Here is a 25878-nt window from a genome sequence, read left to right as displayed (position 1 = left end):
CGCCTACCTACTCCCCGTTGTCCTTGTCGGTGACGGTGCCGTCCTTGATGTAGCGGGCGAGGTTGAGTTCGGGAGCCGTGTACTGCTCCCGGACGCCCTCGCCCCACAGCGTGGTCTGCGTGCCCTCGTGCTTCACCAGGCCGGGATTCACTCCGAGCTTGAAGCCGCCCGGCAGGGGCTTGCCCTCCCGGTAGGGCAGGAAGTCCAGCGGGCTCTCGCCGTCGACCGCGTAGACGACACAGTCGGAGTTGACCGCGACGGGGTACTGACCGGTGAACGCCGCGTGCTTGACGATCTTGCGGTGCAGATTGACCCGCGTACGGGAGATGACCGCCGCCCGGATGTCCGGCCGCCACGTCGGACGGGACAGAGCCCGCCACCGCTCACCAGGCCGCCAGCCCTCGCCCCGGGGCCGCTCACGCAGCTTCCCCAGGCCGCCCTTCACCGTCGCCTTCACCGCGGACACCACGATCGCCAGCTCCGGGTCGCGGCCGCGGTAGCCGTCCATCGCCGCCAGGAACTCGGCCGGCGACAGGTCCGCGGTCACGCCAAGGTCGGCCATCGTAGCGAGGTAGGCGTCGCGCAGCCGCGTGTACCAGCCGTCCAGGTAGCGCCCGTTCTCGTACCGGACGTACGCCTCCACCGGGCGCACCTCGTAGCCCAGCTCCTGGGCGTACGCCACAGTCGGCGTCGCGTACCAGGCCGGCCCCTCGGGGCGCTCGCCCTTCGGCGTGAACGGGCTGGGCAGCAGACTGCCGTCCAGCTCCACCCACTCCTTGCCGAGCTTCACCCTCGACAGGTCGACGTGCGAGAGATCCACCAGCCACGCGCCGGGCAGCTTCGGGTCGAAGGCCGGTGCCTTGACGTGCGTTGGGGCTCCGAGGCCGACGATGAGCCCGTTGGCGCCGGCGGCGAAGGCCATGTTGACGTCGAGCCCGACGAGCTTGCGGTGCATGCATTCGGCGTCGGTGAGCGGGCGCGCCCAGTCGTACGCCTCCTCGAAGAGTTTCTCTGCCGGGCCGCGGACGTGGAAGCGCGGCAAATCAGCCAGGAGCGGGTGCCCGTCCGGGGCTTCGCACGGCGCGCAGTCCACCGGCTCCTTCCCCAGCGAGCCGGGATTGTGATCGGAGTGCCGCTTGCCGTCCACGTCCGGTTCGGAGGCGCGGGTCGGCGGGTGGAGGGCAGTCATCAGCTCCAGGCCGGTGACGGCAGTCGAGCCGCGCGGCGTCATCACCCTCGACGCGTACGTCCCCAGCAGCCGGGCGAGCTCCGCCGGCGGCAGCTGGCCGGCGGTGCCCCAGTGCCGGGTGTCCAGCGCGTTCCACGACGGGATACACAGCTGGACGCAGGCCCTCTCCGAGCCGGTAGCGGGGCGGTAGATCCGCGCCCATGGCCCGAACCCGCGCTTCGTCAGCTTCCACTCCGCGCGGGCCAGCTGCTTGATGACCTTGTGGCCCTCCGGAATCCGCCCGGCGATCCGCTCCTCCTCCGTGAGGGCGACGGGGAGGCCGTAGCGCTCCAGCGCAGCTTCGGTGAGCACCAGCAGCGGGTCGGCGTCCTTGCCCGGCCCGACCAGCTTCGGCGCGCCCAACTTCGCCTCGCGCAGGGTCCAGTCGACCAGGGCCGGCATGGACTTGGCGGGCACGTCCAGGACCAGGCCGCCGACGCAGTACGCCAGCACCTGCCCGTCAGCGTCGATGTCGACGACCGCGAGCGGCCCGTTTGCGAAACGCGGGTCGACACCGGCTGGGACGGCGGCGGGCTTGGCCGTGGCCTTCTTCGCAGCCGGACGCCGCGACGCCGACGGCCCCCTGGTGACGGCAGTCGTACGGGAGGCGGGAGCACGGACGGGACGCTGCTGGACGTCCGGCGCGTCGGCCAGAGCCGAAGTCTCCGGCACCGAACCCGACTCCGGGGACAGATCGGCGGACCCGGCTTCGCGAGGCGCGGGCGCGGAGGGGCCGGTGAACGTCTCGGGCACCACGGTGTCCTGTCCGGGTGCGGCGGTGGCCGCCGGCGCGGGGTAGAGCTCCGCGAGCTGCCTGAGCAGCCGCGCGTACGCCTCACGCTCCGGACCCCGCGGCTCCGTCTTGTTTTTGCTGGACTCCCAGACGCTGACGGTCGCGCGGCGCACCTTCAGAGCACCCGACACCTGCTCCAGCGTCAGACCGTGCGCCACACGCAACCGCTTGCGCTCCTCCGGCGGCGGGAGCGCAGACGCGGACGCGACCAACGCATCGACAGCATCGAACAACTCAGACATGGAACACCTCCTGAGCCTCAATCTACCCTACGAACCGCGCAACCACCGCACATTCTCCGCTCATTTCGCGTACATAGGCATCGGATAGAATCGAATCCATGTGCGATCTGTCGCCCGATCTTCTCCGTCCCCGCACACTGCGGACGTGGCACGCCATCTCTTGATCGTCGCGGGGAATCCCGGCCTTCTGGCCGGGCGGGAATGCGATCCCTGGACCGGGGGGCGGAGCACCGGAACTCGCTGCGCCCCCGCTCTGACGGTCAGGCAGGATGCTTCTGGTTCTCGATGTAGTCCTTGACGATGTTCAGCGGTGCGCCGCCGCAGGACCCGCGAAGTACGACGGGGACCAGAACACCGGCCCGGTGCCGATCCGGTTGGTCCGGCCGGTGCACTCCGCCCGCAGGTGGCGGGAACTGACGCCCTTCAAGCTGTTGACCAGCTTGGACAGGGCGACCTTCGGCGGGTAGTGCACGAGCAGATGCACGTGATCGCCTTCGCCGTTGAACCTGTGCAGTTCGGCTTCGAAGGACTCGCACACGTCCCGCATGACCGCCTCGCAACGCGTCAGAGCCCAGCGCCTCGGCGAGCGACCAGCAGAGTTACGCGAGTCCAGCTCCATCAGCATTGCCTCGGTCATCTCCCGCAGCAGGACCCGTTGTTCACGGCTCTCGGAACAGTCCGCGATGCTTCGCTCACCCCCCGAGTGCCGCCGTCCATGCCTGCTCGGCTATTGCGGCCTCAGCGGCCACCTGCTCTTGATAAGTCGTCACAAACGTTCATGATCACGGTAACCGCACTCATGCCCGCAGGCACCCCACCGTCCCGCTGACCAGCCACGACTCACAACGCAGCCACAGATCTACAGCTGCCGTGTCAGTGCGACCACGTCGGCGTCGGTGAACTCTTCCGCAGCCCCCACCAACCCGTACATGGCGTTGGAGACGACGACCTCGATGCGAGCCAGGTCGGTGAACGCTGCCGACACGATGTCGCGAAGCTGGCCGATGTCCTTTTGCGTGACGGCCCGGACCCACACCGCGCCGCCGTACTCGCGGTTCACGGCCGCCACGTCCCCGGATTGGTCGGTGATGGCCGCGACTCGGTCACCGCGAGCCAGTAGTTGCCTGATCAGGTCAGGCCCGAACGCCTGCGACGGGCCGGTGGGGAGCCAGGATGCCATGTCACCCTAGGATTCGTGGATCTCGTTGTTTTCCCGGCTCAGGCGAAGGCCGCGGCGTGCTCGGCGATGAAGGTGTGCAGGCTGCGCGGGGCGGTGCCGGTGAGGGTCGCCACGTCGCCGGTCAGCCAGGCTGCGTCACCGTCGGCGATCAGCCCGAACGCTTGAGCGTTGGAGATCGCGACGAGTTCTGGGACGCTCGCCTTGATCATCACCGCCCGGTGTTCGTCCGGACGGATCTGGCGGTACTCGATCTCGTGTCCCAGTGTCGCGGAGAGTTCTTTGGCGATGTCGATGTAGGTGATCAGAGCAGAGCCGGTGAGCCAGTAGGTGCGGCCCGCGTGCTCGCCCGGCGCGGTGGCGATGGCCGTCGCGGCGGCGGCGACGTCCCGGGCGTCGATCATCCCGACCTGTCCGTCGCCCGCCGACATCACAAAGCCCCGCGTCTGGCGGATCATCGGGGCCAGCGCGAGCAGATTCTGCAGGTACGCGTTCGAGCGCAGCAGCGTGTGCGCCACGCCGGTGGCCGCGAGGTGCGCCTCGATCCGCGCCTGTCCACGCCGCCGGTCGACCGGGGAATCGGCTGACGCCTTGCTGGTGATCTTGACAATGTGCGATACGCCCTGCCGGACCGCGCTGTCGATGACCGCGATCTCCTGAGCCGGCACGGCCGGGCTGACCAGCACGACGGTGTCGACGCCGTGCAGGGCCGCGTCCAGTGTGTCCGGGCGGTCGAAGTCGCCGGTGACGATCTCGATCTCGTCGGCGAGGTCGGTGCGGTTCGTCACACGGTCCGGGTCGCGGACCAATGCCCGGGCGGGCTGGTGCCTTGCGGACAGCAGCTGCACGGCTTCTGACCCGACCGTGCCGGTCGCGCCGGTAACCAGAATCATGTTGGCTCCCTCAAGTTTGGTCGATTGTGGAAGGACAGTGACGAACGGTCAGAGCGTGGCGACGCGGCCCGCGTCAACGGCGAGGACGGCTCCGGTGATCGGCCGGGCGTCCTCACCCGCGAGGTAGGCGATGACGCGGGCGACCTCGTCGGGTTCGTTCGCCCGGCCCAGCGGGCTGGCGGCCGCGAGGGTGTCGAGCAAGTCACCCATGCTCTGGGTGATCTCGGTCCGGCTGGGTCCGAGCGCGACGGCGTTGACGCGCACGCCGGCCGGGCCGAATTCGGCCGCCCAGGAGCGGGTCAACGCCTCCAGGGCCGCCTTGCTCGCCCCGTAGGCGGCCATACCCGCGGCCCCACGGGCGGCGACCATGGTGGAGACGTTCACAATCGCCCCGCGACCACGTGCGGCCATCGGCGGGGCCATTGCCGCGGTGAGGAAGAACGGGGCCCGGACGTTCACCGCGTTCATCGCGTCGAAGGCCGCGTCGGTGGTCTCGGCGGTCGGGCCCAACTCCCAGTAGCCGGCGTTGTTGACCAGCACGTCCACCTCGCCGGCCTCGGCAGCCAGGCGTCGCACTTCCTCGGGTGCGGCGAGATCGGCGCGAATGAAGCGCCCGCCGGTCTCGGCGGCGACCTCCTTGCCCCGGTCCTCATCGCGGCCGGTGATGATCACCGTGGCACCGCGCCGGCTGAACAGTTGCGCGGTCGCCCGGCCGATGCCCGAGGTTCCACCCGTGATCAGCACCGTTGTCAACTCAGTACTCACTCGCCACCCCTTAGATTGGATCGACCTATCCAATCTAAGGGGGGTAGGATTGGATAGGCAAGTCCAGTCTTGAGGGGGTTCAATGCCGACACGCGCAGCGCCGCAGGAGGAGCCCAGCACACGGAAAGGGCGTGCGACGCGCGAGCGGATCGTCGCGGCCGCGGCCGACCTCATGTACCGCCGCGGCGTGGCGGGCACCAGCACCCCCGCTGTCCGCGATGCCGCCGGCGTCAGCTCGTCGCAGATCTATCACTACTTCGCCGACAAGGACGACCTCACCCGCGCGGTCATCGCATTCCAGTCCGAGGCGATCCTGTCCCACCAAGCACCGCTGCTGGCCAGGCTCGACAGCATCGAGGCGCTGCAGTCATGGCGCGAGGTGGTGGTCGACGCCGCCCGCCGGCAGAACGGGGCCGGGGGCTGCCCGCTGGGCACCCTGTCCAGCGAGCTGTCCGACGACCATCCGTGGGCGCGCGACGCTCTGGCCGCCAGCTTCACCGTGTGGTCCGAAGCGATTCGCGCCGGCCTGGCCGCCATGGTCGACAACGGCTCCCTGCGGCCGGAGACCGACGCGACCACGCTGTCCCTCGCCTTGTTGGCGGCAGTGCAGGGCGGGCTTGTCCTCGCGCAAGCACAGCACACCACCGAGGCCCTCGAAGCGGCCCTGGACGCCGTGATCACCCACATTCACGACCACGCCATACCGCCGGCCTGAACGTGCAGTTCGGCTCTGCCCGATTCGCGCAGAAACGCCACCCTCCGCAGGCTGGGGCATGTCGGGTCCGGTCGCCGGTCGACGTGCTGTTGATCCGAAAGAGTGTGGGTTCTGGGTCCTTGGTGGTGTCTGCGCCACCTGGTGGGGCACGCGTGGCATCTGGCGCCTTCAGCGCGGGAGGCTCTGGTCATGCCGTCAGCCGGGCAAGACGGTCGGTGCACACCAGGTGCTCGTCGTGGAACCGCTCCGTCGCAGGGCACGGACGAAACGCGGACGAGCACCAGCTTCTCCCCGAACGCCCTCGGTGAGTCAGCGGCCAGGGCAGCACGATGAACCGGGATCGTGGAGTGGTCCTCCCGAAGCCTTGGGTAAGGACCACTCCGCGACCACCAAAATGAGGAACGGCTCTGAAGCGGCGCAAGCGTGGACGCGGCACCCCCTTCGGCGGAAGCGCCGCGGGGTGTCGGTCACCGCTCGACCGCTTGGTTACGACACGGACGCGGCGTGCTCCGGGCGGCGGCCGGCCACGAGTACCGGGCCGCCGGGCGCCGTGGGGATCTGGCGCAGGTCCTGGAACCCCAGGTCGCTCAGCGCCTGTTTCATCCGGTGTGAGGTCAGCGCGCTGCCGCCGTTGCGCGCCGCAGTCCAGTCGGCGACGGCTGCGAGCAGCGGCTCGGGCGGTGCCGGGTTGGTGCCGGCCACCAGCCATCCTCCGTCCGTGAGGGCAGCCGTCACGTGAGGGAGGCAGGCGTTCAGCGCGTCGTCGGACAGGAAAGGTGCGGGCAGCCAGATCAGGTCGTAGAGATCCCGTTCGCGCAGATCGACAGCGTCCTGATGCCGCACCTCGACTCGGTCGGCGGATTCGGGTCCAGCCTTGTCCAATTCCTGGCCGGCCAGCCGGATCGCTCGCTCCAGGCTGTCGATCCCGGTCACATGGACGTGGGGCAGGTCCTGGGCCAGCGCGAGGGCGAGCGCGCCGGTCCCGGTGCCGATGTCCAGAATGCGGCTGCCCGCGGTGGCGAGTCGGCCGGCGAGTCCCGGCAGGGAGGGCACGAGACGCGTGGCGAGCGCGTGCCCGGTGCCCGCGGAGGCGCGTCCCTGATCGAGCAGTACGTTGTCGCTCTGCCCGTCCCACCCCGTCACGGCCTCGCCGCCGGCGGCGGCGACCGCCTGCCGCATCGAACTGAGCCGGGCGGACGCCATGTTGGAGGAGGCGGGACCGAGCTGCAACACGGGGGCGGCTATCACCTTCTCCCCGTCCCGTCGCACGACGCCGGCCGCTTCCAGCACCGCGGTACGCGCCGGGTCCGCCGCCAGGGCCTCCTCCAGTGAGCTCGTCCCGGTCTCCCGCAAGGTCGCGACCACTGCGGCCAGCGCCCACACCTCACCTTCCAGTAGGGCCACCGGATCGCTCTGCTCGATGTTGTCGCTCATGCCTCACTCCTTGTTTGAAAGACCTCGTTGGCAGCCACGCGCCCTACCGTCAGAATAACTGACGAATAAGTCAAGCAAGCTGACTACATCACGGTGGAGTCGAAGCTTGTCGGCGCCCGCCGCCCCGGCGGCTCGGGGCGAACAGGGGGCCGGGGGCGGGACGGCTCGGCGTGGCCGGGTCTACCGCGCGTAGGGGTCGGTGATCTCGCGGAGTTGATCCAGGATCTGGTGCAGCAACGTGAAGTTGCGCGTGCCCAGGTAGGTCTTCCACTCCGAGAGGATCTCGTCGAGTGTCGCTGAGGCCACCTCGATCGCCCGCCGGCCGCGTTCCTCGATCACGATCAACCGGGCGCGGCCGTCCGTAGGGTCGGGGACCCGGCGGACATAGCCCAGGCGTTCCAGTTGATCGACCAGCACGCCGGCACTCTGCTTGCTCATTTGCGCCTGGTCAGCGAGGTCCGTGAGGCGCGAACCATCCGGGGCGACGCGTTGGAACACCCGGCACTGGGCGAGAGTCCAGTCGTCGAACCCGGCATCCTGCAGGGCCCGGAACATCCGGTCCTCGGTGTACCGGTACGGGATGAACAGCGCCACCCCTAGATCAACCCGCTGCTCGTCGTCCATACCGCTCTCGGCTCCGTCGCCCACCTGATCCCGCGAGGTTCACACCCTACGTCAATGCCGCCGGGCCGGATCGCCGTCGGCCCCGGCCGTGATGGCGCGCGTGCGGCTCCGATCGCGCCGGGTTCCGCACAGTGCCGTCCGTCCCTCGGCGACCTCATGCCGGCCGCTGTTGCCGTCGGCGCTGCCGTATGAGTACAGTAGTAAATGTTCCTGACTAGTTGAGTGACTGCTCGACGAAGGGACGGGCGGTGCGACCCAAGGACTGTGCACAACCGTCAGTTCACATCCGGAGAACCCGGAGAACACAGAGAGGGCGCAGGTAGCGCGATGACATCGACATCGAGCCTGGCAGGCAAGCGGGTCCTGGTCACCGGAGGCAGCAGCGGAATCGGCGCCGCGATCGTGCGGAAGCTCGCTGCCCAGGGGGCCACGGTCGCGGTCAACTACCGATCCGATCAGGAGGCGGCCGAGGCGCTCGTCGGCGAACTCCGCGACAGCGGGTGTGCCGCGTCGGCCTTCCCGGCCGATATCGGCGAGAGGACGCAGACCCACGAGCTCGTCGGCGCGGTGGTGTCCGAGTTCGGCGGCCTGGACCTGCTGGTCAGCAATGCCGGGATCGAGCACTTCGGAGCGCTGGAAACCATCACCCAGGCCGACTTCGACCGCCTCTTCCAGACCAATGTGGCCGGGCAGCTGTTCGTCACCCAGGCGGCAGTGGCCGCGATGACCGACGGCGGCCGGATCGTGCTCAGCTCCTCGGTCAGTGCGCGCCTGGCGGTCCGTCAGCACGCCCTGTACGCGGCAAGTAAGGCCGCCATTCCGGCCATGGTGCGCAATCTCGCTCCCGAGCTGGCCGAGCGGAACATCGCCATCAACGCGGTCGCCCCCGGCGCCACCGCCACTCGCATGGCCGGCTATGCCCCCCACTACGTCCATCCCGCACTCGCCGATGTGCCGTTTCCCGCGCTCATCCGCTCTATGAGCGCACTGGGCCGGTTGGCCCAGCCTGACGAAATCGCCGCCGTGGTCGCGTTTCTGCTCTCCCCGGACGCGTCCTTCATCACCGGCACCACCATCGAAGCCGACGGCGGCTGGAACTGACACACCGGCTCGTCGCACTCGGCCGTGACGCCAGGGTGATTCGCCCACGCCGTAATGCACTCACACCGAACACTTGTCGAAGGGAAAAACCATGTCCACTGTCATCACCGGAGCCTCAGGTCATCTCGGCCGGCTCATCGTTGATCAACTACTCGCCGCCGGAACGCCGCCGGAGCAGATCGTGGCCACAGGGCGGGACACCGGCAAGCTCGCCGACCTCGCACGGAACGGGGTCACCGTGCGGCGCGCGGACTTCGCCGACCCGGGCAGCCTCGACGACGCTTTCGCGGGTGCCGACACGATGCTGCTGGTTTCCACGACGACGGTGGGTGAGCGGTTCGACAACGCCCGCAACGCCATCGACGCGGCGCGCCGGGCGGGTGTCTCCCGCATCGTGTACACCAGCATCCTCAACGCCTCGACCGCGCAGATGATGCTCGCAGGCGCGCATCGCCGCACCGAGGAGTATCTGCGTGCGAGCGGGTCGCCGTTCGTCATCCTGCGTAACGGGTGGTACCTGGAGAACTACACCGACCAGCTCCCGATGATCAGCCAGTACCACGCACTGCTGGGCAGTGCTCACGACGGGCGTGTCAGTGCGGCCGGCCGACGTGACCTGGCGGCGGCCGCGGCCGCGGTGCTGACGCAGGACGGGCACCTCGGAGCGACCTATGAACTCGGCGGAGAGCCGTTCACGCTGGTCGAACTCGCCGCCACGTTCAGCGAGGTCCTGGGCACCCCCATCGACTACCGGGACATGCCGGTCGCCGACTACACCGCGACTTTGACGGGTGCCGGGCTGCCTCCGGAGATGGCCGCCGCGGTGGCTGATGCCGATGCCGGGCTGGCCCGCGGAGAGTTGTTCACCGACAGTGACGACCTGGTCAAGCTCATCGGCCGGCCGGCTATCACGGCGCGTGAGGCCGTCCGGAACGCCGCGGCCGCCGAGGAGTCACGGTGAGTGCTTCCGCCCCCGGCGTCGACACCCACGAGATGGTGCTGATCCATCGCGTCCTCCGGCGCGAGTTCGGGCAGCTTCCGCGGTTGTTTCGCGCCGCGGCCGGTGACCGTGCGCGGTCCAAGGTCATCGGTGCGCACGCCCGGGAGATGCTGACCTTCCTCCACACGCACCACACCGGCGAGGACGAGCTGCTCTTTCCGCTGCTGCGTGAGCGAGCCACCCTCGATCCGGAGCTGATGGACCGGATGGACGCCCAGCACGCGCAGGTCGACGACGCCGTCACGGCCATCGACGCGGAGTTGCCGGCGTGGACGGCGAGCGCGGACGCTGCCGTGGGCGAGCGGATGGCCGCTCGCATCGACGCCATGATGCCGACACTGATCGAGCACCTGGCCGAGGAGGAGCGGGAAATACTGCCGATCGTCGCCGTCACACTGACGCAGAGCGAATGGGACGCACTCGGCAAGCACGGCATGAGCGCGATCTCCCTCACGCGGCGGCTGGTCATCCTCGGCCACATCACCGAGGAAGCCGATGGCACGGAACGGCGAAGGTTCATGAAGGTCCTGCCGGCTCCGGCCCGTGTGGCCTACAAGCTGATCGGCCACCGCCAGTTCACCCGCGAGACCAGCAAGATCCGCGGCTGACCCGCCCCACCACCCGGCACCACACCACACCACCGAGCCCCCGCACTGACCGTGGTGCCGATCGCCCGCAACACCACCAGCGCACCAGCAAACCAACGCATCGACCCTACGGAACACCCTCAAGACCAAAACACAAACGCTCACCGGCCCACCCAACCCTCAACGGCATCTCAACAAGGAGAGGCAATGACAGAGCAGGACCTTGCGGGGCGCACGGCCCTCGTGACCGGTTCGACCAGCGGGATCGGCGAGGCCACGGCCAAGCAACTCGCCAAGCACGGGGCACACGTGATCGTGGTCGGCCGTCGCCAGGAACTCGGAGACGGCGTCGTCGCCGCGATCCGCGCGGCCGACGGCAAGGCCGATTACGTTCGCGCTGAAATCAGCGACGCGGCATCGGCCCGCGAGTTGGCCAAACGGGCACTGGAGACCTCCGGGGGCCAGATCGACATCCTGATCAATAACGCTGGGACGGCGGTGTTCGGCCCGACGGCGGAGACGCTGGAGGAGAACTGGGAGATGATGTTCAACACGAACCTCAAGGGACACTTCTTCCTCGTCGCAGAGCTCGCGCCGAAGATGGCCGCTCGCGGCAAGGGCGTGATCGTCAACACCTCGACGATGGTTGGCCAGTTCGCCGTTCCGGGCATGGCGGTCTACGGCGCGACCAAGGCCGCACTGAACCTGCTCACCAAGTCCTGGGCCGCGGAGTTCGGCCCGGCCGGTGTCCGTGTCAACGCGGTCAGCCCCGGAACCACCAGCACCCGGAAAGTCGTCGACGCCATGGGCGACGGCCTCGACGAGCTCGGAAAGCAGGCCCCGTTGGGCTACGTCGCCGACGCCAGCGAGATCGCCGACGCCATCGTGTACCTGACCACGGACAAGTCCAGCTACATCACCGGCACGATCCTCAACGTCGACGGCGGCCGCACCGCCATCTGACCACGGCACCTCCGCACAGCGGGCGCCGTCACGGGCCAGCCGGGTATCGCGAATCCCTCCCCCGCGTGCCCTGGACTGGTACACCCCCCCCCAGGGCCCCCGGGGGGGGATCCCGTCGCTCCTAGTTTGACCGGTTGATCACCGAAGCCCTGGCATGAGACGAGCACGGCTCTTGGGGATGATTGAGTTCTCTACGCTCCCAGATCAGCAAGGCTGCCGTGCTCGTCTCATGTCCGTATCCCTGGGCACGTCTCCCTGCTCGTCCACCGATGCGGTCCGGAAGGTGTCGGCGGACGGACTGCTCCTGGCGCTGGCCAAGGTGCCCGACCCGCGTGATCCGCGGGGCGTTCGATACCGGCTGGCCACGCTGCTTGCGATCGGGGTGTGCGCAATGACGGCGGCTGGGCACAACTCTCTGGGTGCGATCGCGGAATGGGCCCGTCGGTGTGATCAGGAGGCGCTGGCCCGTCTGGGCTGCCCCTTCGACCCGTTCGCCAGCCGGTACCGGGCTCCGGGCGAGTGGAGCTCGCGCGGGACGCCTTCGCCAAAGTGGATCCTGGCGCGCCGAGCGCCGCGGGTTTCGCCCGGCTCACCGCGCTGGCGTCGCCCGCCGCCGGACCGCTGAGCTGGTTCACCGCGGTTCATCGTCGTCGGGCGGCGAGACCGACGTCCACTGTGTGCTTTAGTGAGGAGGCGTCAATCTGGTTGATCTTGTTCTGTGCCCCAGCGAGACTGGCGCGGAGCCCCTCAAACTCGCCGAGCCATCCTTCACGTTCAGCTTCGGTGATCCGGACGATGAGGTTGTCGCGGATTTCCACCACGCGGTCTCGCTGTCCCGGGTCGGGACGGAGCAGGGAGCAGCGGACGCAGGCGTGTTCGTGAATACAGGCGGTGCCGTACGCCCGGGCGCAGGTGCCGACGGAGAGTTTGCGGCGTTCGAAGTGGCCCAGGAAGTCTTCCCATTCGGCGTCGGTGGGGGCGCGGTACTCCTCGGCCGGGCGCAGTGCTCGGCGGCGGAGATGAAGGCGCGGTGGGCCTCGATGGTCTCGTTGGGGTAGACGGCGTGGTAGCCCATGGTGATGTTGGCATGTCCGGCGATGGCCTGGGCGATGTGGGGTGGCAGGCCGGATCGGATGGCGTCGATGATGAACATCCTGCTTGCATCCGCAGAAGCCGTGTGCGGTGAAGTTCGTGTGACGATTGAGCTGGCCGTCTGCGGACGCGGCATTCGAGACGCCGGCCACCGGCTGTGTTGTATTGCACCGACATTACTGTGAGGCAGATCGCTCGCAGGGCGAGGTGGTCCCTCCCTGTCGGTGTACGAGCTGATGTACACAGTCAGGTACAAGCTGACGTGCAGAGGACATCGCTGCGATCACTAGTTCTGAAGTGGTGTCCCGTACGCGGCATCAAGCACCAGAGTGACCAGCCGGTCGGGCTGTTGCGCGTCGTGGCCACGAGCTGTGGACAGCGCAATCCCGACGACAAGTTGGACCAGGCCGTCGGCGGTCAGGTCGGCGCGCGCCGTTCCCCGCCGCTGGGCCTGGGCAAGAAGATCAGCCGCCGCGCCCAGGATCAGCCGATGACAGTCGAGCCCCAGCGCGACCGGTCGTCCTCGTCCAGCTCTGGCGCGTCCGGGTCGCGCAGCGGTCCCTAGGGAGCCCGCCACCCGGAGCATGTCGTCCCAGTGGGCAGTCGACCGTCGAGTACGAGACGGCCCCATAGCGGGCCGCCCCGAGCCACAACGACCTACTCGCATCGCTCCCTTCCCTGCGCACCGCGTACCACGCGCTCAACTCGTCGTCCAATGGCCCTGATACGGGCCAGCCCCCGCCCCCGCAGCGGCGGCTCATGCCCGGCGCGAGGCTGCTGAAGACAGCGCCTATCCCAGGATGGGGTCGCGGTTGAGAGTGATGGAGTTGACGGGTGTCAGGTCGTAGGTTTGCGCGTTCTGCGCCGGGAGTTGAGGGTGACATCCGACGCCGTTGTAGCCCGAGCACAGGCTGACGCTGGCGCCGTTGTACTGATTGTTGACGATGTAGTGGTGGCCGTACTTGCCGCTCAAGTTGTGGGCACCGTAGCTGTAATACACGTCCGTCGGGTGGGGGCTGCCCCATGGATTGACGTCCTGGCCATAGATGCACACAGCCCCGTACGGGCATCCCACCCAGGGACCGCCGGCGGGCGCGGCCGACGCTGTCCCGCTGCTTGCCAGTCCGATCCCAGCAAGCAACGCACCAGCAGCAAGTGCCGTCGTGATTCTGCGCAGCATGAAGAAGTCCCCGTTCGTTTGTGGCCCTTGTTCGGCGGGCCGGTCGACCTCAAGACTGGCCCGCACAGGCACCACACAGCAAGGCTGACACGGGCACATCCACATCTGGAACTACCCACTCCCACACGCCGAGTTCCCAGGGTCGGCGGGCCGGCCTCTGCTCCTATGTCTTCGGGCTGGCAGAAAGGTGGTTGACGGTGGCCCTGGACCCGCATCGCTGGCTGTTGGTGAGACGATTTCGCGGCCTTCGAATCAGGGCTCGGAATCTGGCGTCGCTCTGCCTGCTCAGGAGCGGTTCGGTCCCCGACTGATCTGACGTTCCTGGTGCCCAGTCACCGGGATGCAGGCGTCATCCGGCGCTTCCCGGGGATCGGTGTCCGAGCCGGTTCAGGTCGGCGGAGCGACTGCCCGCGGGTTGCAGGTCAGCCCACGCGTCGAGCTTGGCGCCGGCCGTTCCGTCGCTGAGTACCCGCGCAGCAGGCGGTCGATGTTCTCGCGGCTGCGCATGTCGGTGGGGGTCTGGACGACGAGGCGGACGCCGGGGTGGTCGGTCAGTTCCATGCCGGTGGCACGCAGGCTCACTTCGCCGATCCCCGTGACGTCATAGCGCTTGTCGCACAGGTGCGGTGGAGCGACGTCGTGCGTGGCCCAGAGCCGGGAGAACAGCGGGCTGGCGGTGCACAGACGGGTGACGAAGTCCTGCCATCGCGGGTCGCCCGCGTTCTGGCTGTAGCGATAGCGGAACCCTGCCACGGCCTCGGGCGCCTGCTCGTCGCGGTTGACGATGTGGTGCTGCCCCTCCGGTGCCGCGAAGAGGTGCCAGAGGGTGTTGCGCTTGCCGGGCGGAGCACTGACCAGAGCGGGGTGCAGGGCCGCGTATGCGCGGTTCCAGCGCAGCACGTCGGTGCGGGCGTCGACCAACATGGCGGGCAACGGGTCCAGGGCTCCCAGGACGGTGTCGAGGTGGCCGGGGAGCTCGGTCGGCGGATCGCTGATGACCGGGGGCTGGGGGACCTCGGCCAGACGGTAGAGGTGGTCACGCTCGGCGGCACCCAGAAACAGCGTGCGGGCCACCGCGTCGAGCACCTGGGAGCTGACGTTGATCGGCCGCCCCTGCTCCAGCCACGTGTACCAGGTGATGCCGACACCGGCCAGCTGGGCGACCTCCTCGCGGCGCAGTCCGGGGGTGCGCCGCCGGACTCCCGGGAGGATGCCGACATCCTCGGGTGAGACCCGCGCGCGTCGTGAGCGCAGGAACTCCCGCAGTTCGGTCCGGTTCGTGGTCGTCGGCACCTGTCCACTGTGCCAGAGCCGGGAGGCGTCGGCCTGGTGCTGCCAGTACCAGTATCAGCAGGCTTCTGGAACCAGTGTCCGCACAAGGCGCAGGCTCGAACCGCCTGTGTTCCTCAGGACGTTCCCGGGACGTCTTGCACGAGGTTCCCCAAGGACGGCTACCCAGATGAACGGACGACGAGTTCCATGAGCAACGCATTTCACAACAAGGTCGCGGTCGTGACGGGCGGGAGTGCCGGTATCGGCCACGTCACCGCGCGGAAGATCACCGAAGGGGGCGGCACCGTCTACATCACGGGACGGGACCAGGACGCCCTGACGGCGGCGGCCGCGGACATACCGGGTGATGTCATCGGGGTGCGGGCCGACTCGCGCTCGGCCGACGACCTCGACCGGCTCTTCGCGCAGGTGGAGCGGCGCAGCGGCCGGCTGGACGTACTGGTCGTCAACGCGGCGGCGATCGCGACCGCACCGCTGGGAACCATCACCTTGGACGTCATCAGGACGGTCTTCGACGTCAACATCACCGGCACGATCATGACCGTCCAGAAGGCGCTGCCGCTGCTGGCGGACGGCGGTGTCATCGTCCTCACCGGCTCGATGGCCGCGCACAAGGCGTCGCGCGGGCGGAGTCTCTACGCGGCCTCCAAGGCCGGGGTCCGCGCCCTCGCCCGTACCTGGGCCCTTGAGCTGACCCCACGCGGGATCCGGGTGAACGTGGTGAGCCCGGGCCCGACGGACACGCCCGGTATCGCACAACTGGCCGCCACCGCCGAGGAACGCGAGGCGCTCATCGCCACGATGGCCACCGGGACCCCGATGACCCGGGCCGGTACCGCGGAAGAGGTCGCCGCCGTCATCGCCTTCGTCGCCTCGGACGCGGCCTCCCACGTCAACGGCGCCGACTACCAGGTCGACGGCGGTTACGGCCAGGTCTGACACCCTCACGGGGCCGTCACGGACTACCTGGACACGGCCGGATGTCCTCGATCACGGCCTCGGGGAAATCGGTACAGAAGTTGGCGATGAGAACGATCACGCTCCGGGCGGTGTGAGTGTGCTGACACGGTTCTCGTACTCGCGGCGGGCCTTGCGCTGGGCCGGGATCGTCGGGACGCCCTGGGCGCCGTCGAGCGGCCGGCAGTGGTTGAGGATCTGGCGGTGGCTCGCCTGGGTGGTGCTGACGCGCAGGGTGTAACCCTGGCCCCGCCGTACGGTCATCCCCTGGTCAAGCGGGGCCCGCTTCGGAGTACGACGCGGTGTCGGTGATGGCGGTCTCCGGCTTCGGGCCGCCGTCGCGGGCGTGGATGGCGTCCAGGATGAACAGCGAGCCGCGCAGCGTGCCCGGCACGACCACCCCGCCCAGCCCCATCACTCGGTCGTTTACCACGTTCAGCCAGGTGGCGCCCTTGTGCCGCAGCCCGAAATACCGGGGGTTCGACCCCGCGTACAGGGTCTGCACGGGCACGGTGAAGCGGATCCCGTCGGCGGAGGCCGGGGAAAGTCGGCCTCAGGCGGACCAGCGTCGTGAGTGCGGTCGTGGACAGGCCGAAGAACCTATGAATGCGTGGGCCGTCTTCGGCGGGCCACGGCCTCTCCGGTCACGTGCCGCAGCTCCACGCGTCGACCGTCGCGGCGACCCAAGCCTTGACGCGTTGCGTGAACTCCGACGAGGGGAACGTCCCATCGACGGCGACGTCTTGGATCGTGACGGAGAAAGAGGATCGCGGCGCGTCCCGGTGCAGCAAGGCCGCGTCCCGGACCACTCGTGAAGGCTCGCCCTTCGCACGATGGGAGTTGCTACGACGAGCATGACCGACGAGCTGGTTCACTTCGTCGAGGCCGCCTTCGAGGTACGCACGCAGGAGCGCCCAAGCCATCGCGCCGTCGTCGGCAGGAAGCCGACTGGGATGTTGGAGCAGGAAGCAGGAGACTGAGACACCGTGCAGCGGCCCCCACGGTGCCTGACGTGAATGGTCCAGAGCGAGCAAGGCGTGGAACAGCTCGTCGCAGGATCGCGGAGCTATCGGTGCACCGCACTCCAGGCAAGGTTCCATGCCTTCTCCTCGATCCTCGAAGTACAGCGTAGCCAGTACTTCAGCCGAGTGGTGATCCTGCTGGAGGAACCCGGTAACCAGACATCTGGGGCCACCGGTGATCATCGTCAGGTGTGTGGACTGATGATGAAGCGATGGCCGCAGGTCACAGCGTAGTGCCTGCCCGATGGCAGGCGATGTTCCACGGCCCGCATCGGCCGGATCGCGGGCCGTTTCACCCGGCTGGAACCTCGCCTGCGTGTACGGCAGTTGGCGCTGGGACTGCTCGCGGACCTCCACAGCGGTGCACAGCCATCCACGAGAAGTGATCATGCGTCACAGATGGCGGTACTCCGCCCGCGCAACGGACATCGTCACCCGTACGACGGCGCGCCCAGAAGGCCGCTGGCTCAAGCCACCGTCGGATGGCGAGGAGCGGTCAGCACCGGTAACGGCGGCCCGGGCCGCACAGGTTCATCTTTTGCCCACTGGGCAGCGAGAGCAGCGGTCACGCTGCTCCCCCTCCCCGCAACCCTGTGTGCCGCGTCGCGAACCAGGTGGCCCGACTCGCCGGTGGCGGCCAGGGAAGACTGGCCGGCATCCAGGCCGGATCGACCGAACTGCCCACAGCTGTCCTTACGGTGTGCCCTCTCGCTCCGGCGATGCCAATCACTGGAGACCCCGTACGTTTGTGTGGATAATGTGAGCACAGCGCGACACAAACGTGAGGGAAGACATGGGGAAGGCAGAAGAGCGCAGCAACCTGTACCACCAGTTCCTCGGCCTGGCGGACCAGATCCATCGGCTTCTGAGTACGGGGCGAGCCCCGGAGCAGAGCGAGACCGCACACTGGGAGTACCTCAGCGAGCAGCCGGAGATGAGGACAGTCCTCCACCGACGCGACTACGTCCTTGTTCCCGGCGCAATCCCTTCCACGGACACTCTCCGCGAGTGGAACGCCCATGCCGCCGCCGTACTACGGGCTGCAGCCCCGATCGACCACTGAGATACGGCAGAGGCCTCCTCTCCAGTGCCCCGGAGCGTAGGCACGTCGGGTCCGAGGCCGCTCGGTGTCAGTGGCTGCTGCGATCCTGTCTGAATGCCCGGCGGCGCCCATCACCGAAGCCGATGCCGCCGCCGGGCAACTGCGGACGGGCGGGGAGCGGAGGCACACCTCTGTTGCCGCGTGCTCGCGTCGTACCTCTGTCGGCCCCGCCCGCCTCATACACCGTGGCGGTCGAGCGCCACCTCACCGGGGCTTGGGCAACGGGGCGCTGGATCAGGGTCAGGCCCTCATGGTCGGTCGGATGCCATGCGTGATCGTGCGTGCGGAAGGTGAAGCCCTGTTCATTGTTCGAGGTGTGGGCGAGCAGGGCGCGGCCTTGGCCGGCGTAATGGCGGACTTCGTGCCACAAGACGTCGCGGATGCGGGCTGAGGGGTTACCGATGAAGACACCCGCCGAGATTTCGAGCAGCCAGCGGGTGCGGAATCTCCGAAGCCCAGGTGGGCAGTTGGTGAGGACGGTGACGGTGACCAGATGGGCGTTTCTTCGGTTCCGTAGTTGACGCGAGCTGCCACCTGGTGGCCTTGGTCGCTCTGAAGCGGGACGCGGTCGAGCTCGTCTCCTGCGTTCGGTCTGTCGGGCAGCAGTAGCTGTTTGATTTCGGCTACATAGCGGTCCAGGAGTCCGGTCGCGTGAATGCGGTCGCGCAGTCCGCGGCGAGTGCGCGGGCCGACGTCCTGCTCGTCTTCGGCTGCGATGTCGAACGCGAGGGGGATACCGATCTCGGTCTTGTAGAGGTCGGCAATGAGGCGATGGGGCCGGAGGTCACAGCACTTTCGGTCGGGGACCGCGTCGTTCCCTTCAACGTCTCGTGCGGCACGTGCTGGATGTGCGGGCAAGGCCTGCACTCGCAGTGCGAGACCACACAGGTCAAGGGCCGGGAGCGGGGAGCAGCCGCCGATGCGGATGGCCTTTTCAACCCGAGCCAACCAGTCGGTAATCTCTCGAACTCCATCGGAATCCGCAAGAGAACATGTAGCGGGCCCGCGGCCCGGCGTACTGATAGCCGACGACGAACGGGCCGACGGCCACGCTGTAACCACCGCTTTCCGGGCTGCCCCAGGCGACCAGCCATCCACCAAACCGTTGACAGCTCATCGAACGCGTCCAGCCCCTTCTCGCGTTGTGGATGAGCTGAGGTCATCGGATGGCGGGTGGTCCCGCCTCCCCGAGGTGCTCGTGCGCCAGACGGACAGCCATGGCGCCCTCACCGACTGCGGAGGCCACCCGCTTGACCGAGCCGCTGCGGACGTCACCGACGGCGAAGACTCCCGGCAGACTGGCCTCCAACGCGAGCGGGGCTCGGGCTAGGGGCTTCCAGAGGTCCGCTGCTACCTGGGCCACGTCCTGCCCAGTCGGAATGAAGCCGCGCCGGTCCAGGGTGACGGCGTCTGCGAGCCAGGAGGTGGCGGGACGCGCGCCGATGAAGACGAACAGGGCGCGGGCTGCAACCACTTGCTGCTCGCGGGTGCGGTTGTTCTCGACCACGAGGGATTCGACCCGGTCCTCGCCGGTCACCTCCCGGACTTCGGTGTGCAGCCGGACATGGATCCGGGGGTGCCGCTCGATCCGGTCGATCAGATAGCGGGACATGCTGTGTTCCAGGTCTTCGCCACGGACCAGAAGATGGACGGCGGGCGACTCGCGCGCCAGGAACAGGGCTGCCTGGCCGGCGGAGTTGCCGCCGCCGACGATCGCCACCGTGTCAAGGCGGCAGGTCCGCGCCTCCCAGACGGTGGCGGCGTAGTGGACCCCGAGTCCTTCGAACCGTTCGACGCCGGGGGCGGTCAGCCGCCGGTAGCGGGCGCCGGTGGCCACCACGACGTTGGTGGCGGTGACCGTGGCGCCGTCGGCGAGCCGTACCACGCTGTTCCCGTCCCGCTGTTCAAGGCCGACGGCCTCGGCGGGGACGTCAATCCGGGCGCCGAACCGGTTGGCCTGTACGACGGCACGTTCAGCGAGCTCCATGCCGGAGATCCCGGCGGGGAAACCGAGGTAGTTCTCGATCCGGGAGGAGGTGCCGGCCTGGCCGCCGGTCGCCGCGGCGTCCAGCACGACGGTGGAGAGTCCCTCGGAGGCGCCGTACACCGCGGCGGCCAGGCCCCCGGGTCCCGCGCCGACCACCACCAGGTCACAGACGGCCTTCGCGGCGGTCTCGGTGCGCAGCCCGATGACCCGGGCGAGTTCGACGTTGGAGGGATTGCGCAGCACCCGGTAGTCGTTCCAGACAACGATCGGGGTCTCCTCCGGAGCGATCCCAAGACGCATCAGCAGCACCTCGGCCTCGGTGTCCTTCTCCAGATCGGCCCAGCGGTGCGGGAGGCGGTTGCGGGCAGCGAACTCCAGTAGCCGCCGGGTGTCCGGGGAAAAGGCGGAGCCGATGATGCGGAAGCCTGTGCCCGCGCCGGCCAGCATCGTACGGCGCAGCAGGTAGGCCCGCAGGATCATGTCGCCGAGTGCGGGTTCGCGGCTGAGCAGCTCGCGCAGAGCACCCGAACCCACCGCCAGCACCTCGCCTGGTGTTCTCACCACCGCGCTGAGGAATGCGGTCTGGCCCTCCAGTACGCCGAGTTCGCCGAGGAAGCTGTGCGGACCGTGCAACTGGACGACCTGCTCTTGGTCGCCGTGGCCTTCGACCACGGCTACGTTGCCGCTGAGGACGACGAAGAACTTCTCGCTGGGTTCGCCCGCCCGGAAGAGCTGCTCTCCCTCGCCGACCGGCTGTACCTGTCCGCAGGATCTCAGGATCGCGATCTGGTCGTCCGTCAGCGTCGGATAGGCGCCGTAGACGTCAGCTGTCGGCGCGCGCATCGGCACGATTCGCTCCCTTCGGGATCAGAGGTGGAAGCGGAAAGCAGGGGTGGCAAACAGCGTCGGTGACAGTTGCAGAAGCAACAGCGCTGGAAGGAGCGCCGGGCGAGTTCGCCGGGCTCAGACCATCGCTTCGTGCACGAAGCACCACCGCCAGTCCTCGCCGGGCTCGAACGAACGGACGATCGGGTGCCCGTCGGTCGCCGCGTGGGCGCGGGCGTGCCGCATCGGCGAGGAGTCGCAGCAGCCGACGTGGCCGCAGGTCAGACACAGGCGCAGATGCACCCATGGAGACCCCGTGCGCAGGCACTCCTCGCAACCCTGCGGCGTTCTGGGCTCAACGGGCCGGACCATGGACAGGTGCGGGTCGGGAAAGCTGGTCATCATGGCCTCCGGGAGGTGGGATCGGCTGGTTCGTGGGGCGCCGGCAGCGACTCGTCCACCCACTGGCGCAGCGCGTTCGCGGGCGCGGCGCCGGTCTGGCGGGCGACGGGCCTGCCGTGGTCGAGGATCAGCAGAGTCGGTATGGTTTGGACCTCGAACCGCCTTGCCAGGGCCGGCGAGTTGTCGATGTCGACCTTGACCAGTTTGATTCGCCCCGCCAGGTCCTTGGCGACCTGTTCGAGGGCTGGGCTCACCATGCGGCAGGGGCCGCACCAGGCGGCCCAGAGGTCGACCAGCACGGGCAGGCTCGCCTGCTCGGCGACCTCCCCGAAGTCGGCGTCGCCCGCTTCGGCGATCCACGGCAGCGGGGCCCGGCAGTTTCCGCAGCGCGGGCTGCCCTCCGCCGCGGCGGGTACGCGGTTGGTCCGGCCGCAGTTGGCGCAGGCGACCGTCCGCACCGAGGTCTCGGCGCCGTCGGTACGGCCATCACGGCCTTCTGGACAGGTATTCATCACGGCTCCTGCGGCTCGTCCTGGAGAGTGACGGCCAGTTCGCTGCCTACGACGTCGACGAGGACGGTCACGCCCTCGCGTGCCTCGCCGCTGAGCAACGCGCGGCCGATCCTGGTCTCGACCTCGTGCGAGATGAAGCGGCGCAGCGGCCTGGCTCCGTAGACCGGGTCGTAGCCCTCGGCGGCGATCAGGTGGCGGGCGGGCTCGGTGAGGACGAGCGTGATCCGTTGCTCGGCGAGGCGGTCGCGCAGCTCGTCGAGGAGCAGATCGACGATGCGCTCGATCTGCGCGATGCCGAGCGGGTGGAAGAGGACGATGTCGTCGACGCGGTTGAGGAACTCGGGGCGGAAATGGCCGTTGAGCTCGGACATCACCAGCGCCCGCGCCTCGGGCTTGATCTCGCCGGCCTGGGTGGCGTCCTGGAGCAGGTGCTGCGACCCGAGGTTGGAGGTCATGATGATCACGGTGTTGCGGAAGTCGACGGTACGTCCCTGCGCGTCGGTGATCCTGCCGTCGTCCAACACTTGGAGCAGCGTGTTGAAGACGTCGGCGTGCGCCTTCTCGATCTCGTCGAACAGGACGACGGAGTACGGCTTGCGGCGCACCGCCTCCGTGAGCTGGCCGCCCTCCTCGTAGCCGACGTACCCGGGGGGCGCGCCGACCAGGCGGCTGACGGTGTGGCGTTCCTGGTACTCGCTCATGTCAAGGCGGATGATGTTGCTCTCGCTGTCGAACAGCGCTGCGGCCAGCGTCTTGGCCAGCTCGGTCTTCCCGACGCCGGTCGGGCCGAGGAAGATGAACGAGCCGATCGGCCGGCGCGGGTCGCGTACCCCGGAGCGGGCCCGGATCACCGCGTCGGCGACGAGCTGGACGGCCTCGTCCTGCCCGACCACGCGCTCGCGCAGAATCTCGTCCAGCTTGAGCAGCTTCTGCCGCTCGCCCTCTTGGAGCCGGGTGACGGGGATGCCGGTCCACGCGGAGACGATCTCGGCGATCTCGTCGGCGGTGACCACCTCGCGCAGCAGCCGGCTCTCGCCCTGCTTGCTGGCGAGTTGCTCCTCCTCGGCGGCCAGGCGGCGCTCCAACTCGCTGACGGTTCCGTAGCGCAGCTGAGCGGCCCGGCTGAGGTCGTAGGCGCGTTCGGCCTGCTCGGCCTCCTGCCGGGCGCGTTCCAGCTCCTGGCGCAGTTCCTGAACCCTGCGGATGGCCTGGCGCTCAGCCTCCCACTGAGCATGCTTGGCATCCACCTCACCGCGCAGGTTGGCCAGTTCACGCCGCAGATCCTCCAGGCGGGCGCGGCTGGCCGGGTCGGTCTCCTGGTCCAGCGCGGCCTCCTCGATCTCCAGGCGGGTTGCCCGGCGGGTGAGTTGGTCGAGTTCGGCGGGCATGGAATCGATCTCGGTCCGCAGTCGCGCGCAGGCCTCGTCTACCAGGTCGATGGCCTTGTCCGGGAGGAAGCGGTCGCTGATGTAGCGGTGGCTGAGGGTGGCGGCGGCGACCAGGGCGTTGTCCTGGATCTTGACGCCGTGGAAGATCTCCAGCCGCTCACGGATGCCGCGCAGGATGGAAATGGCGTCCTCGACGGTCGGCTCGTCCACCTGGACAGTCTGGAAGCGGCGCTCCAGGGCGGCGTCGGACTCGATGTGCTTGCGGTACTCGTCCAGCGTGGTAGCGCCGATCATGTGCAGCTCGCCGCGGGCCAGCATCGGCTTGAGCATGTTGCCCGCGTCCATCGCTCCCTCGGCGGCGCCGGCCCCGACGACAGTGTGCAGCTCGTCCACGAACAGCAGGATCCGGCCCTCGGCGCCCTTGACCTCGGCCAGTACGGCCTTCAGCCGCTCCTCGAACTCGCCGCGGTATTTGGCTCCGGCCACCAGAGAGCTCATGTCGAGCGAGAACACCGTCTTGTCCCTCAGCCCTTCGGGCACGTCGCCGCGCACGATCCGCTGGGCCAGTCCCTCGACGATGGCGGTCTTGCCGACGCCCGGTTCGCCGATCAGGACTGGGTTGTTCTTGCTCTTGCGGCTGAGGATCTGGATCACCCGGCGGATTTCGGCGTCCCGGCCGATCACCGGGTCGAGGCGACCGGTGCGGGCCTCGACGACGAGGTCGCGGCCGTACTTCTCCAGGGCCTCGTAGGCGTCCTCAGGATTGGCGGAGGTGACCCGCTGGTTGCCGCGCACCGTGGTGAGGGCGGCGAGGAAGGAGTCCTTGGTGACGCCCTGTTCGCCGAGGCGGCGGCCGGCCGCAGTGGTCGAACCCTCGTCCACCAGGGCCAGCACCAGGTGCTCGGTGGAGACGTACTCGTCCTTGAGCCGCTTGGCCTCCTGCTCGGCAGTGTCGAGCAGCCGGGCCAATCGCTGGGTCACCATCACCTGGCCGGGGGCGGCGCCCGGGCCGGTCGTGCGGGGGCGTTTGGCGAGATCGGCTTCGACCGCGGCCCGCAGGGCGGCCGGGTCGGCGCCGGCGTCTGCCAGCAGACGGGCGGTCAGGCCATCCTGCTGATCGAGCAGAGCCAGCAGCAGGTGCTCTCCGTCGACCTCGGTCTGGCCCATCCGTACTGCGACGCTCTGCGCTTCCTGCAGCGCTTCCTGGGACTTCTGGGTGAGGCGGTTCATGTCCATGTTGTGGGCTCCTTGGCGGCTCGTTCGCTGTGCCTCAGTGCGGCTTCCAGGCGTTCGATGCGGTCGAGCAGGTCCAGGACGACGCCGATGGCCGCGTAGTTGAGGCACAGTCCGGTCCGCAGCCGCTGCACCCGGGCGATGGCCGACGGCGCGCTGGTCCGGAACCACAGCCGGCCCCTGGCGTCGCGCTCGGCGTCCACCAGCCCGAGGGCGACGAAGCGGCTGACGAGTTCGGGCGGCAGTCCGCTCAGGCTGGCCACTCCGTCCATGGGGAGCTGATAGGGGCTGGGGCTGGTCCGGTAGACCCGCACCAGGGGATAGGCAGCCCTGGTGCCGGGCTGTCCTGCACCTTGGGCGGGAGAACGGTGTTCGGCTCTCATGTCTGCTCCCTCGGGTCGAAGGAGGAGATGGCGGCGAGTTCCTCGAACAACTCACGCTCGCGCGGGCTGGGCGAGGGCGGCACCATCACCTGGATTTCGGCGTAGAGGTGACCGGGTGAACCTTTGGGGTGGGGCATCCCCTCGCCGCGCAGCCGCAGCCGGCGGCCGGTGGAGGTACCGGGCGGCACATGTACCTTGACCGTCCCACCCGGCCCGGAGACCGGCACCATCGCCCCCAGCGCGGCCTCCCACGCGGTGACCGGCAGATCGACGTGGATGTCGCGCCCAACGAGCCGGTAGCGGGGATGGGGGGCGATGCGGACCACCAGATAGAGGTCCCCGGCGGAACCGGGGCCGCGGCCCCGGCCGCCCTCCCCTGCGAGCCGAATGCGCTGACCGTCCACGACGCCGGCCGGGATGGTGACGTCGTAGCCGCGCTCCCCGCCCGGCCCCCCGAGGGTGATCTTCCGCCGGCCGCCGCTGTACGCCTCCTCCACACTGAGCGTGAGTTCGGCCTCTTGGTCCGCGCCGGGGATCGGGCTCCCCCGCCCGGCGCCGCCCGCCCGGCCGCCGAACATGCCTCCGAAGAGATCCTCGAAGTCCACGCCGGAGGCATCGAAGCCGGTCTCCGTCCAGGTCCGGGCACCTGCCCGGTCGGCGCCTCGGGTGCCTCCGAAGGGACTGCCGCGGTACGCGCCGGCTCCGCCGCCGAAGCCCTGGCCGGCCGCGACACGCTCGTCGTAGTCCTCCGGAATCTGCCGGAAGTCGGGGCCGAAGCGGTCGTAGCGCGACCGGGTGTCGGGGTCGGAGAGCACGCTGTACGCCTCATTGATCTGCTTGAAGCGCTCCTCTGCGGCCGGATCACGGTTGACGTCCGGGTGGTAGCGGCGGGCCAGGGTACGGAACGCCTGCTGGATCTCGGCGGCGTCGGCGGTGCGGGGAACGCCCAGCACCTCGTAGTAGTCCTCTGCCATGGCGGC

28 protein-coding genes and 4 pseudogenes are annotated in these 25878 nt (G+C 68.9%); 10 read left to right on the top strand and 22 right to left on the bottom strand.

The features are described from left to right. Nucleotides 1-7 precede the first annotated feature (7 nt). From tap to OHB13_RS36835, 5 genes and pseudogenes are all read right to left on the bottom strand, one after another. Nucleotides 8-2263 carry a telomere-associated protein Tap gene (tap, locus tag OHB13_RS36855; RefSeq protein WP_328380112.1) on the bottom strand — a complete coding sequence of 752 codons (2256 nt, stop codon included), beginning with the start codon at nucleotides 2261-2263 and terminating at the stop codon, nucleotides 8-10. Nucleotides 2264-2523: 260 nt separating this feature from the next. Next, a pseudogene (tnpA, locus tag OHB13_RS36850) lies at nucleotides 2524-2831 on the bottom strand (IS200/IS605 family transposase); the annotation flags it as partial. A 291-nt stretch (nucleotides 2832-3122) separates the two neighbouring features. Continuing rightward, on the bottom strand, nucleotides 3123-3443 hold the full coding sequence (locus tag OHB13_RS36845; protein ID WP_328380111.1) for an SDR family NAD(P)-dependent oxidoreductase: 321 nt from the start codon (nucleotides 3441-3443) through the stop codon (nucleotides 3123-3125). 38 nt (nucleotides 3444-3481) lie between these two features. Beyond that, the gene (locus tag OHB13_RS36840; protein WP_328380110.1) at nucleotides 3482-4333 is read right to left on the bottom strand and encodes an NmrA family NAD(P)-binding protein; all 852 of its coding nucleotides are present in this window, start codon (nucleotides 4331-4333) and stop codon (nucleotides 3482-3484) included. Between the two features lie 48 nt (nucleotides 4334-4381). After that, nucleotides 4382-5098 carry an SDR family NAD(P)-dependent oxidoreductase gene (locus OHB13_RS36835; protein WP_328380109.1) on the bottom strand — a complete coding sequence of 239 codons (717 nt, stop codon included), beginning with the start codon at nucleotides 5096-5098 and terminating at the stop codon, nucleotides 4382-4384. Between the two features lie 82 nt (nucleotides 5099-5180). Between OHB13_RS36835 and OHB13_RS36830 the strand changes: the two genes are divergently transcribed. Continuing rightward, complete coding sequence (locus tag OHB13_RS36830) at nucleotides 5181-5813, top strand: TetR/AcrR family transcriptional regulator (RefSeq protein ID WP_328380108.1); 633 nt, start codon at nucleotides 5181-5183, stop codon at nucleotides 5811-5813. A gap of 486 nt (nucleotides 5814-6299) precedes the next feature. Here OHB13_RS36830 and OHB13_RS36825 read toward each other — a convergent pair whose 3' ends face one another. Next, on the bottom strand, nucleotides 6300-7247 hold the full coding sequence (locus OHB13_RS36825; RefSeq protein WP_328380107.1) for a class I SAM-dependent methyltransferase: 948 nt from the start codon (nucleotides 7245-7247) through the stop codon (nucleotides 6300-6302). 180 nt (nucleotides 7248-7427) lie between these two features. Beyond that, nucleotides 7428-7871, bottom strand: a complete 444-nt coding sequence (locus tag OHB13_RS36820) for a MarR family winged helix-turn-helix transcriptional regulator (protein WP_328380106.1) — start codon at nucleotides 7869-7871, stop codon at nucleotides 7428-7430. Between the two features lie 327 nt (nucleotides 7872-8198). Here OHB13_RS36820 and OHB13_RS36815 point away from each other — a divergent pair, with 327 nt between their 5' ends. The 5 genes from OHB13_RS36815 (at nucleotide 8199) to OHB13_RS36795 (ending at nucleotide 12147) form a co-directional block, all read left to right on the top strand. After that, nucleotides 8199-8972 (top strand): SDR family NAD(P)-dependent oxidoreductase, encoded by a 774-nt coding sequence (locus OHB13_RS36815; RefSeq protein ID WP_266862337.1) that lies wholly within the window; start codon nucleotides 8199-8201, stop codon nucleotides 8970-8972. Nucleotides 8973-9063: 91 nt separating this feature from the next. Beyond that, nucleotides 9064-9933: an SDR family oxidoreductase gene (locus OHB13_RS36810; protein WP_328380105.1), complete on the top strand. Its 870-nt coding sequence runs from the start codon at nucleotides 9064-9066 to the stop codon at nucleotides 9931-9933. Continuing rightward, the gene (locus tag OHB13_RS36805; RefSeq protein WP_328380104.1) at nucleotides 9930-10580 is read left to right on the top strand and encodes a hemerythrin domain-containing protein; all 651 of its coding nucleotides are present in this window, start codon (nucleotides 9930-9932) and stop codon (nucleotides 10578-10580) included. The genes OHB13_RS36810 and OHB13_RS36805 overlap by 4 nt, the downstream gene beginning before the upstream one ends. Nucleotides 10581-10766: 186 nt before the next feature. Then, a complete protein-coding gene (locus OHB13_RS36800; RefSeq protein WP_328380103.1) occupies nucleotides 10767-11522 on the top strand; it encodes an SDR family NAD(P)-dependent oxidoreductase in 756 nt (251 codons plus the stop codon). A gap of 154 nt (nucleotides 11523-11676) precedes the next feature. Further along, nucleotides 11677-12147: a transposase family protein gene (locus tag OHB13_RS36795; protein WP_328380102.1), complete on the top strand. Its 471-nt coding sequence runs from the start codon at nucleotides 11677-11679 to the stop codon at nucleotides 12145-12147. 16 nt (nucleotides 12148-12163) lie between these two features. On the opposite strand, the gene OHB13_RS36790 is transcribed toward OHB13_RS36795, so the two are convergent. Then, complete coding sequence (locus tag OHB13_RS36790; protein WP_328380101.1) at nucleotides 12164-12343, bottom strand: hypothetical protein; 180 nt, start codon at nucleotides 12341-12343, stop codon at nucleotides 12164-12166. A 252-nt stretch (nucleotides 12344-12595) separates the two neighbouring features. Here OHB13_RS36790 and OHB13_RS36785 point away from each other — a divergent pair, with 252 nt between their 5' ends. Further along, nucleotides 12596-12799, top strand: a complete 204-nt coding sequence (locus OHB13_RS36785; protein ID WP_328380100.1) for a hypothetical protein — start codon at nucleotides 12596-12598, stop codon at nucleotides 12797-12799. A gap of 101 nt (nucleotides 12800-12900) precedes the next feature. Here OHB13_RS36785 and OHB13_RS36780 read toward each other — a convergent pair whose 3' ends face one another. The 3 genes from OHB13_RS36780 to OHB13_RS36770 form a co-directional block, all read right to left on the bottom strand. Then, on the bottom strand, nucleotides 12901-13200 hold the full coding sequence (locus OHB13_RS36780; protein WP_405755576.1) for an SbtR family transcriptional regulator: 300 nt from the start codon (nucleotides 13198-13200) through the stop codon (nucleotides 12901-12903). Nucleotides 13201-13404: 204 nt separating this feature from the next. Further along, the gene (locus tag OHB13_RS36775; RefSeq protein ID WP_328380099.1) at nucleotides 13405-13794 is read right to left on the bottom strand and encodes a hypothetical protein; all 390 of its coding nucleotides are present in this window, start codon (nucleotides 13792-13794) and stop codon (nucleotides 13405-13407) included. Nucleotides 13795-14181: 387 nt separating this feature from the next. Continuing rightward, nucleotides 14182-15087, bottom strand: a complete 906-nt coding sequence (locus tag OHB13_RS36770) for a helix-turn-helix transcriptional regulator (RefSeq protein WP_328380098.1) — start codon at nucleotides 15085-15087, stop codon at nucleotides 14182-14184. Nucleotides 15088-15273: 186 nt separating this feature from the next. Between OHB13_RS36770 and OHB13_RS36765 the strand changes: the two genes are divergently transcribed. Continuing rightward, a complete protein-coding gene (locus OHB13_RS36765) occupies nucleotides 15274-16026 on the top strand; it encodes an SDR family NAD(P)-dependent oxidoreductase (protein WP_328380097.1) in 753 nt (250 codons plus the stop codon). Between the two features lie 96 nt (nucleotides 16027-16122). On the opposite strand, the gene OHB13_RS36760 is transcribed toward OHB13_RS36765, so the two are convergent. From OHB13_RS36760 to OHB13_RS36750, 3 genes are all read right to left on the bottom strand, one after another. After that, nucleotides 16123-16308, bottom strand: coding sequence for a hypothetical protein (locus tag OHB13_RS36760; RefSeq protein ID WP_328380096.1), 186 nt, complete (start codon nucleotides 16306-16308; stop codon nucleotides 16123-16125). A 7-nt stretch (nucleotides 16309-16315) separates the two neighbouring features. Then, nucleotides 16316-16555, bottom strand: coding sequence for a Tn3 family transposase (locus OHB13_RS36755; protein ID WP_328380095.1), 240 nt, complete (start codon nucleotides 16553-16555; stop codon nucleotides 16316-16318). 133 nt (nucleotides 16556-16688) lie between these two features. Then, the gene (locus OHB13_RS36750) at nucleotides 16689-17456 is read right to left on the bottom strand and encodes a DUF5946 family protein (RefSeq protein ID WP_328380094.1); all 768 of its coding nucleotides are present in this window, start codon (nucleotides 17454-17456) and stop codon (nucleotides 16689-16691) included. A gap of 403 nt (nucleotides 17457-17859) precedes the next feature. Here OHB13_RS36750 and OHB13_RS36745 point away from each other — a divergent pair, with 403 nt between their 5' ends. Next, complete coding sequence (locus OHB13_RS36745) at nucleotides 17860-18129, top strand: hypothetical protein (protein ID WP_328380093.1); 270 nt, start codon at nucleotides 17860-17862, stop codon at nucleotides 18127-18129. A gap of 247 nt (nucleotides 18130-18376) precedes the next feature. On the opposite strand, the pseudogene cas2e reads toward OHB13_RS36745, so the two are convergent. Both cas2e and OHB13_RS36735 read right to left on the bottom strand, forming a co-directional pair. Beyond that, nucleotides 18377-18661, bottom strand: a pseudogene (gene cas2e / locus OHB13_RS36740) (type I-E CRISPR-associated endoribonuclease Cas2e); the annotation flags it as partial. Nucleotides 18662-18669: 8 nt separating this feature from the next. After that, nucleotides 18670-18933, bottom strand: a pseudogene (locus OHB13_RS36735) (type I-E CRISPR-associated endonuclease Cas1e); the annotation flags it as partial. Here OHB13_RS36735 and OHB13_RS36730 point away from each other — a divergent pair. Next, nucleotides 18934-19083 (top strand): annotated as a pseudogene (locus OHB13_RS36730) (alcohol dehydrogenase catalytic domain-containing protein); the annotation flags it as partial. 244 nt (nucleotides 19084-19327) lie between these two features. Here the strand turns inward: OHB13_RS36730 and OHB13_RS36725 are convergent. The 6 genes from OHB13_RS36725 to OHB13_RS36700 all read right to left on the bottom strand — a co-directional run bounded on the left by OHB13_RS36725 (nucleotide 19328) and on the right by OHB13_RS36700 (nucleotide 25872). Then, nucleotides 19328-20998, bottom strand: coding sequence for an FAD-dependent oxidoreductase (locus OHB13_RS36725; protein WP_328380485.1), 1671 nt, complete (start codon nucleotides 20996-20998; stop codon nucleotides 19328-19330). Nucleotides 20999-21118: 120 nt separating this feature from the next. Further along, complete coding sequence (locus tag OHB13_RS36720) at nucleotides 21119-21382, bottom strand: UBP-type zinc finger domain-containing protein (RefSeq protein ID WP_328380092.1); 264 nt, start codon at nucleotides 21380-21382, stop codon at nucleotides 21119-21121. Then, nucleotides 21382-21894: a thioredoxin gene (trxA, locus tag OHB13_RS36715; protein WP_328380091.1), complete on the bottom strand. Its 513-nt coding sequence runs from the start codon at nucleotides 21892-21894 to the stop codon at nucleotides 21382-21384. The genes OHB13_RS36720 and trxA overlap by 1 nt, the downstream gene beginning before the upstream one ends. Further along, entirely contained in the window at nucleotides 21894-24518 is a 2625-nt protein-coding gene (clpB, locus tag OHB13_RS36710) for an ATP-dependent chaperone ClpB (protein ID WP_328380090.1), read from the bottom strand. Before clpB ends, trxA begins: the two co-directional genes overlap by 1 nt. Then, the gene (locus OHB13_RS36705; protein ID WP_328380089.1) at nucleotides 24509-24898 is read right to left on the bottom strand and encodes a chaperone modulator CbpM; all 390 of its coding nucleotides are present in this window, start codon (nucleotides 24896-24898) and stop codon (nucleotides 24509-24511) included. Before OHB13_RS36705 ends, clpB begins: the two co-directional genes overlap by 10 nt. Further along, nucleotides 24895-25872, bottom strand: a complete 978-nt coding sequence (locus OHB13_RS36700; RefSeq protein ID WP_328380088.1) for a J domain-containing protein — start codon at nucleotides 25870-25872, stop codon at nucleotides 24895-24897. Before OHB13_RS36700 ends, OHB13_RS36705 begins: the two co-directional genes overlap by 4 nt. Between the last annotated feature and the right edge of the window lie 6 nt (nucleotides 25873-25878).

This window comes from Streptomyces sp. NBC_00440, assembly GCF_036014215.1.
Classification (GTDB): Bacteria; Actinomycetota; Actinomycetes; order Streptomycetales; family Streptomycetaceae; genus Streptomyces.
This window is presented reverse-complemented; position numbering and strand designations above follow the sequence as displayed.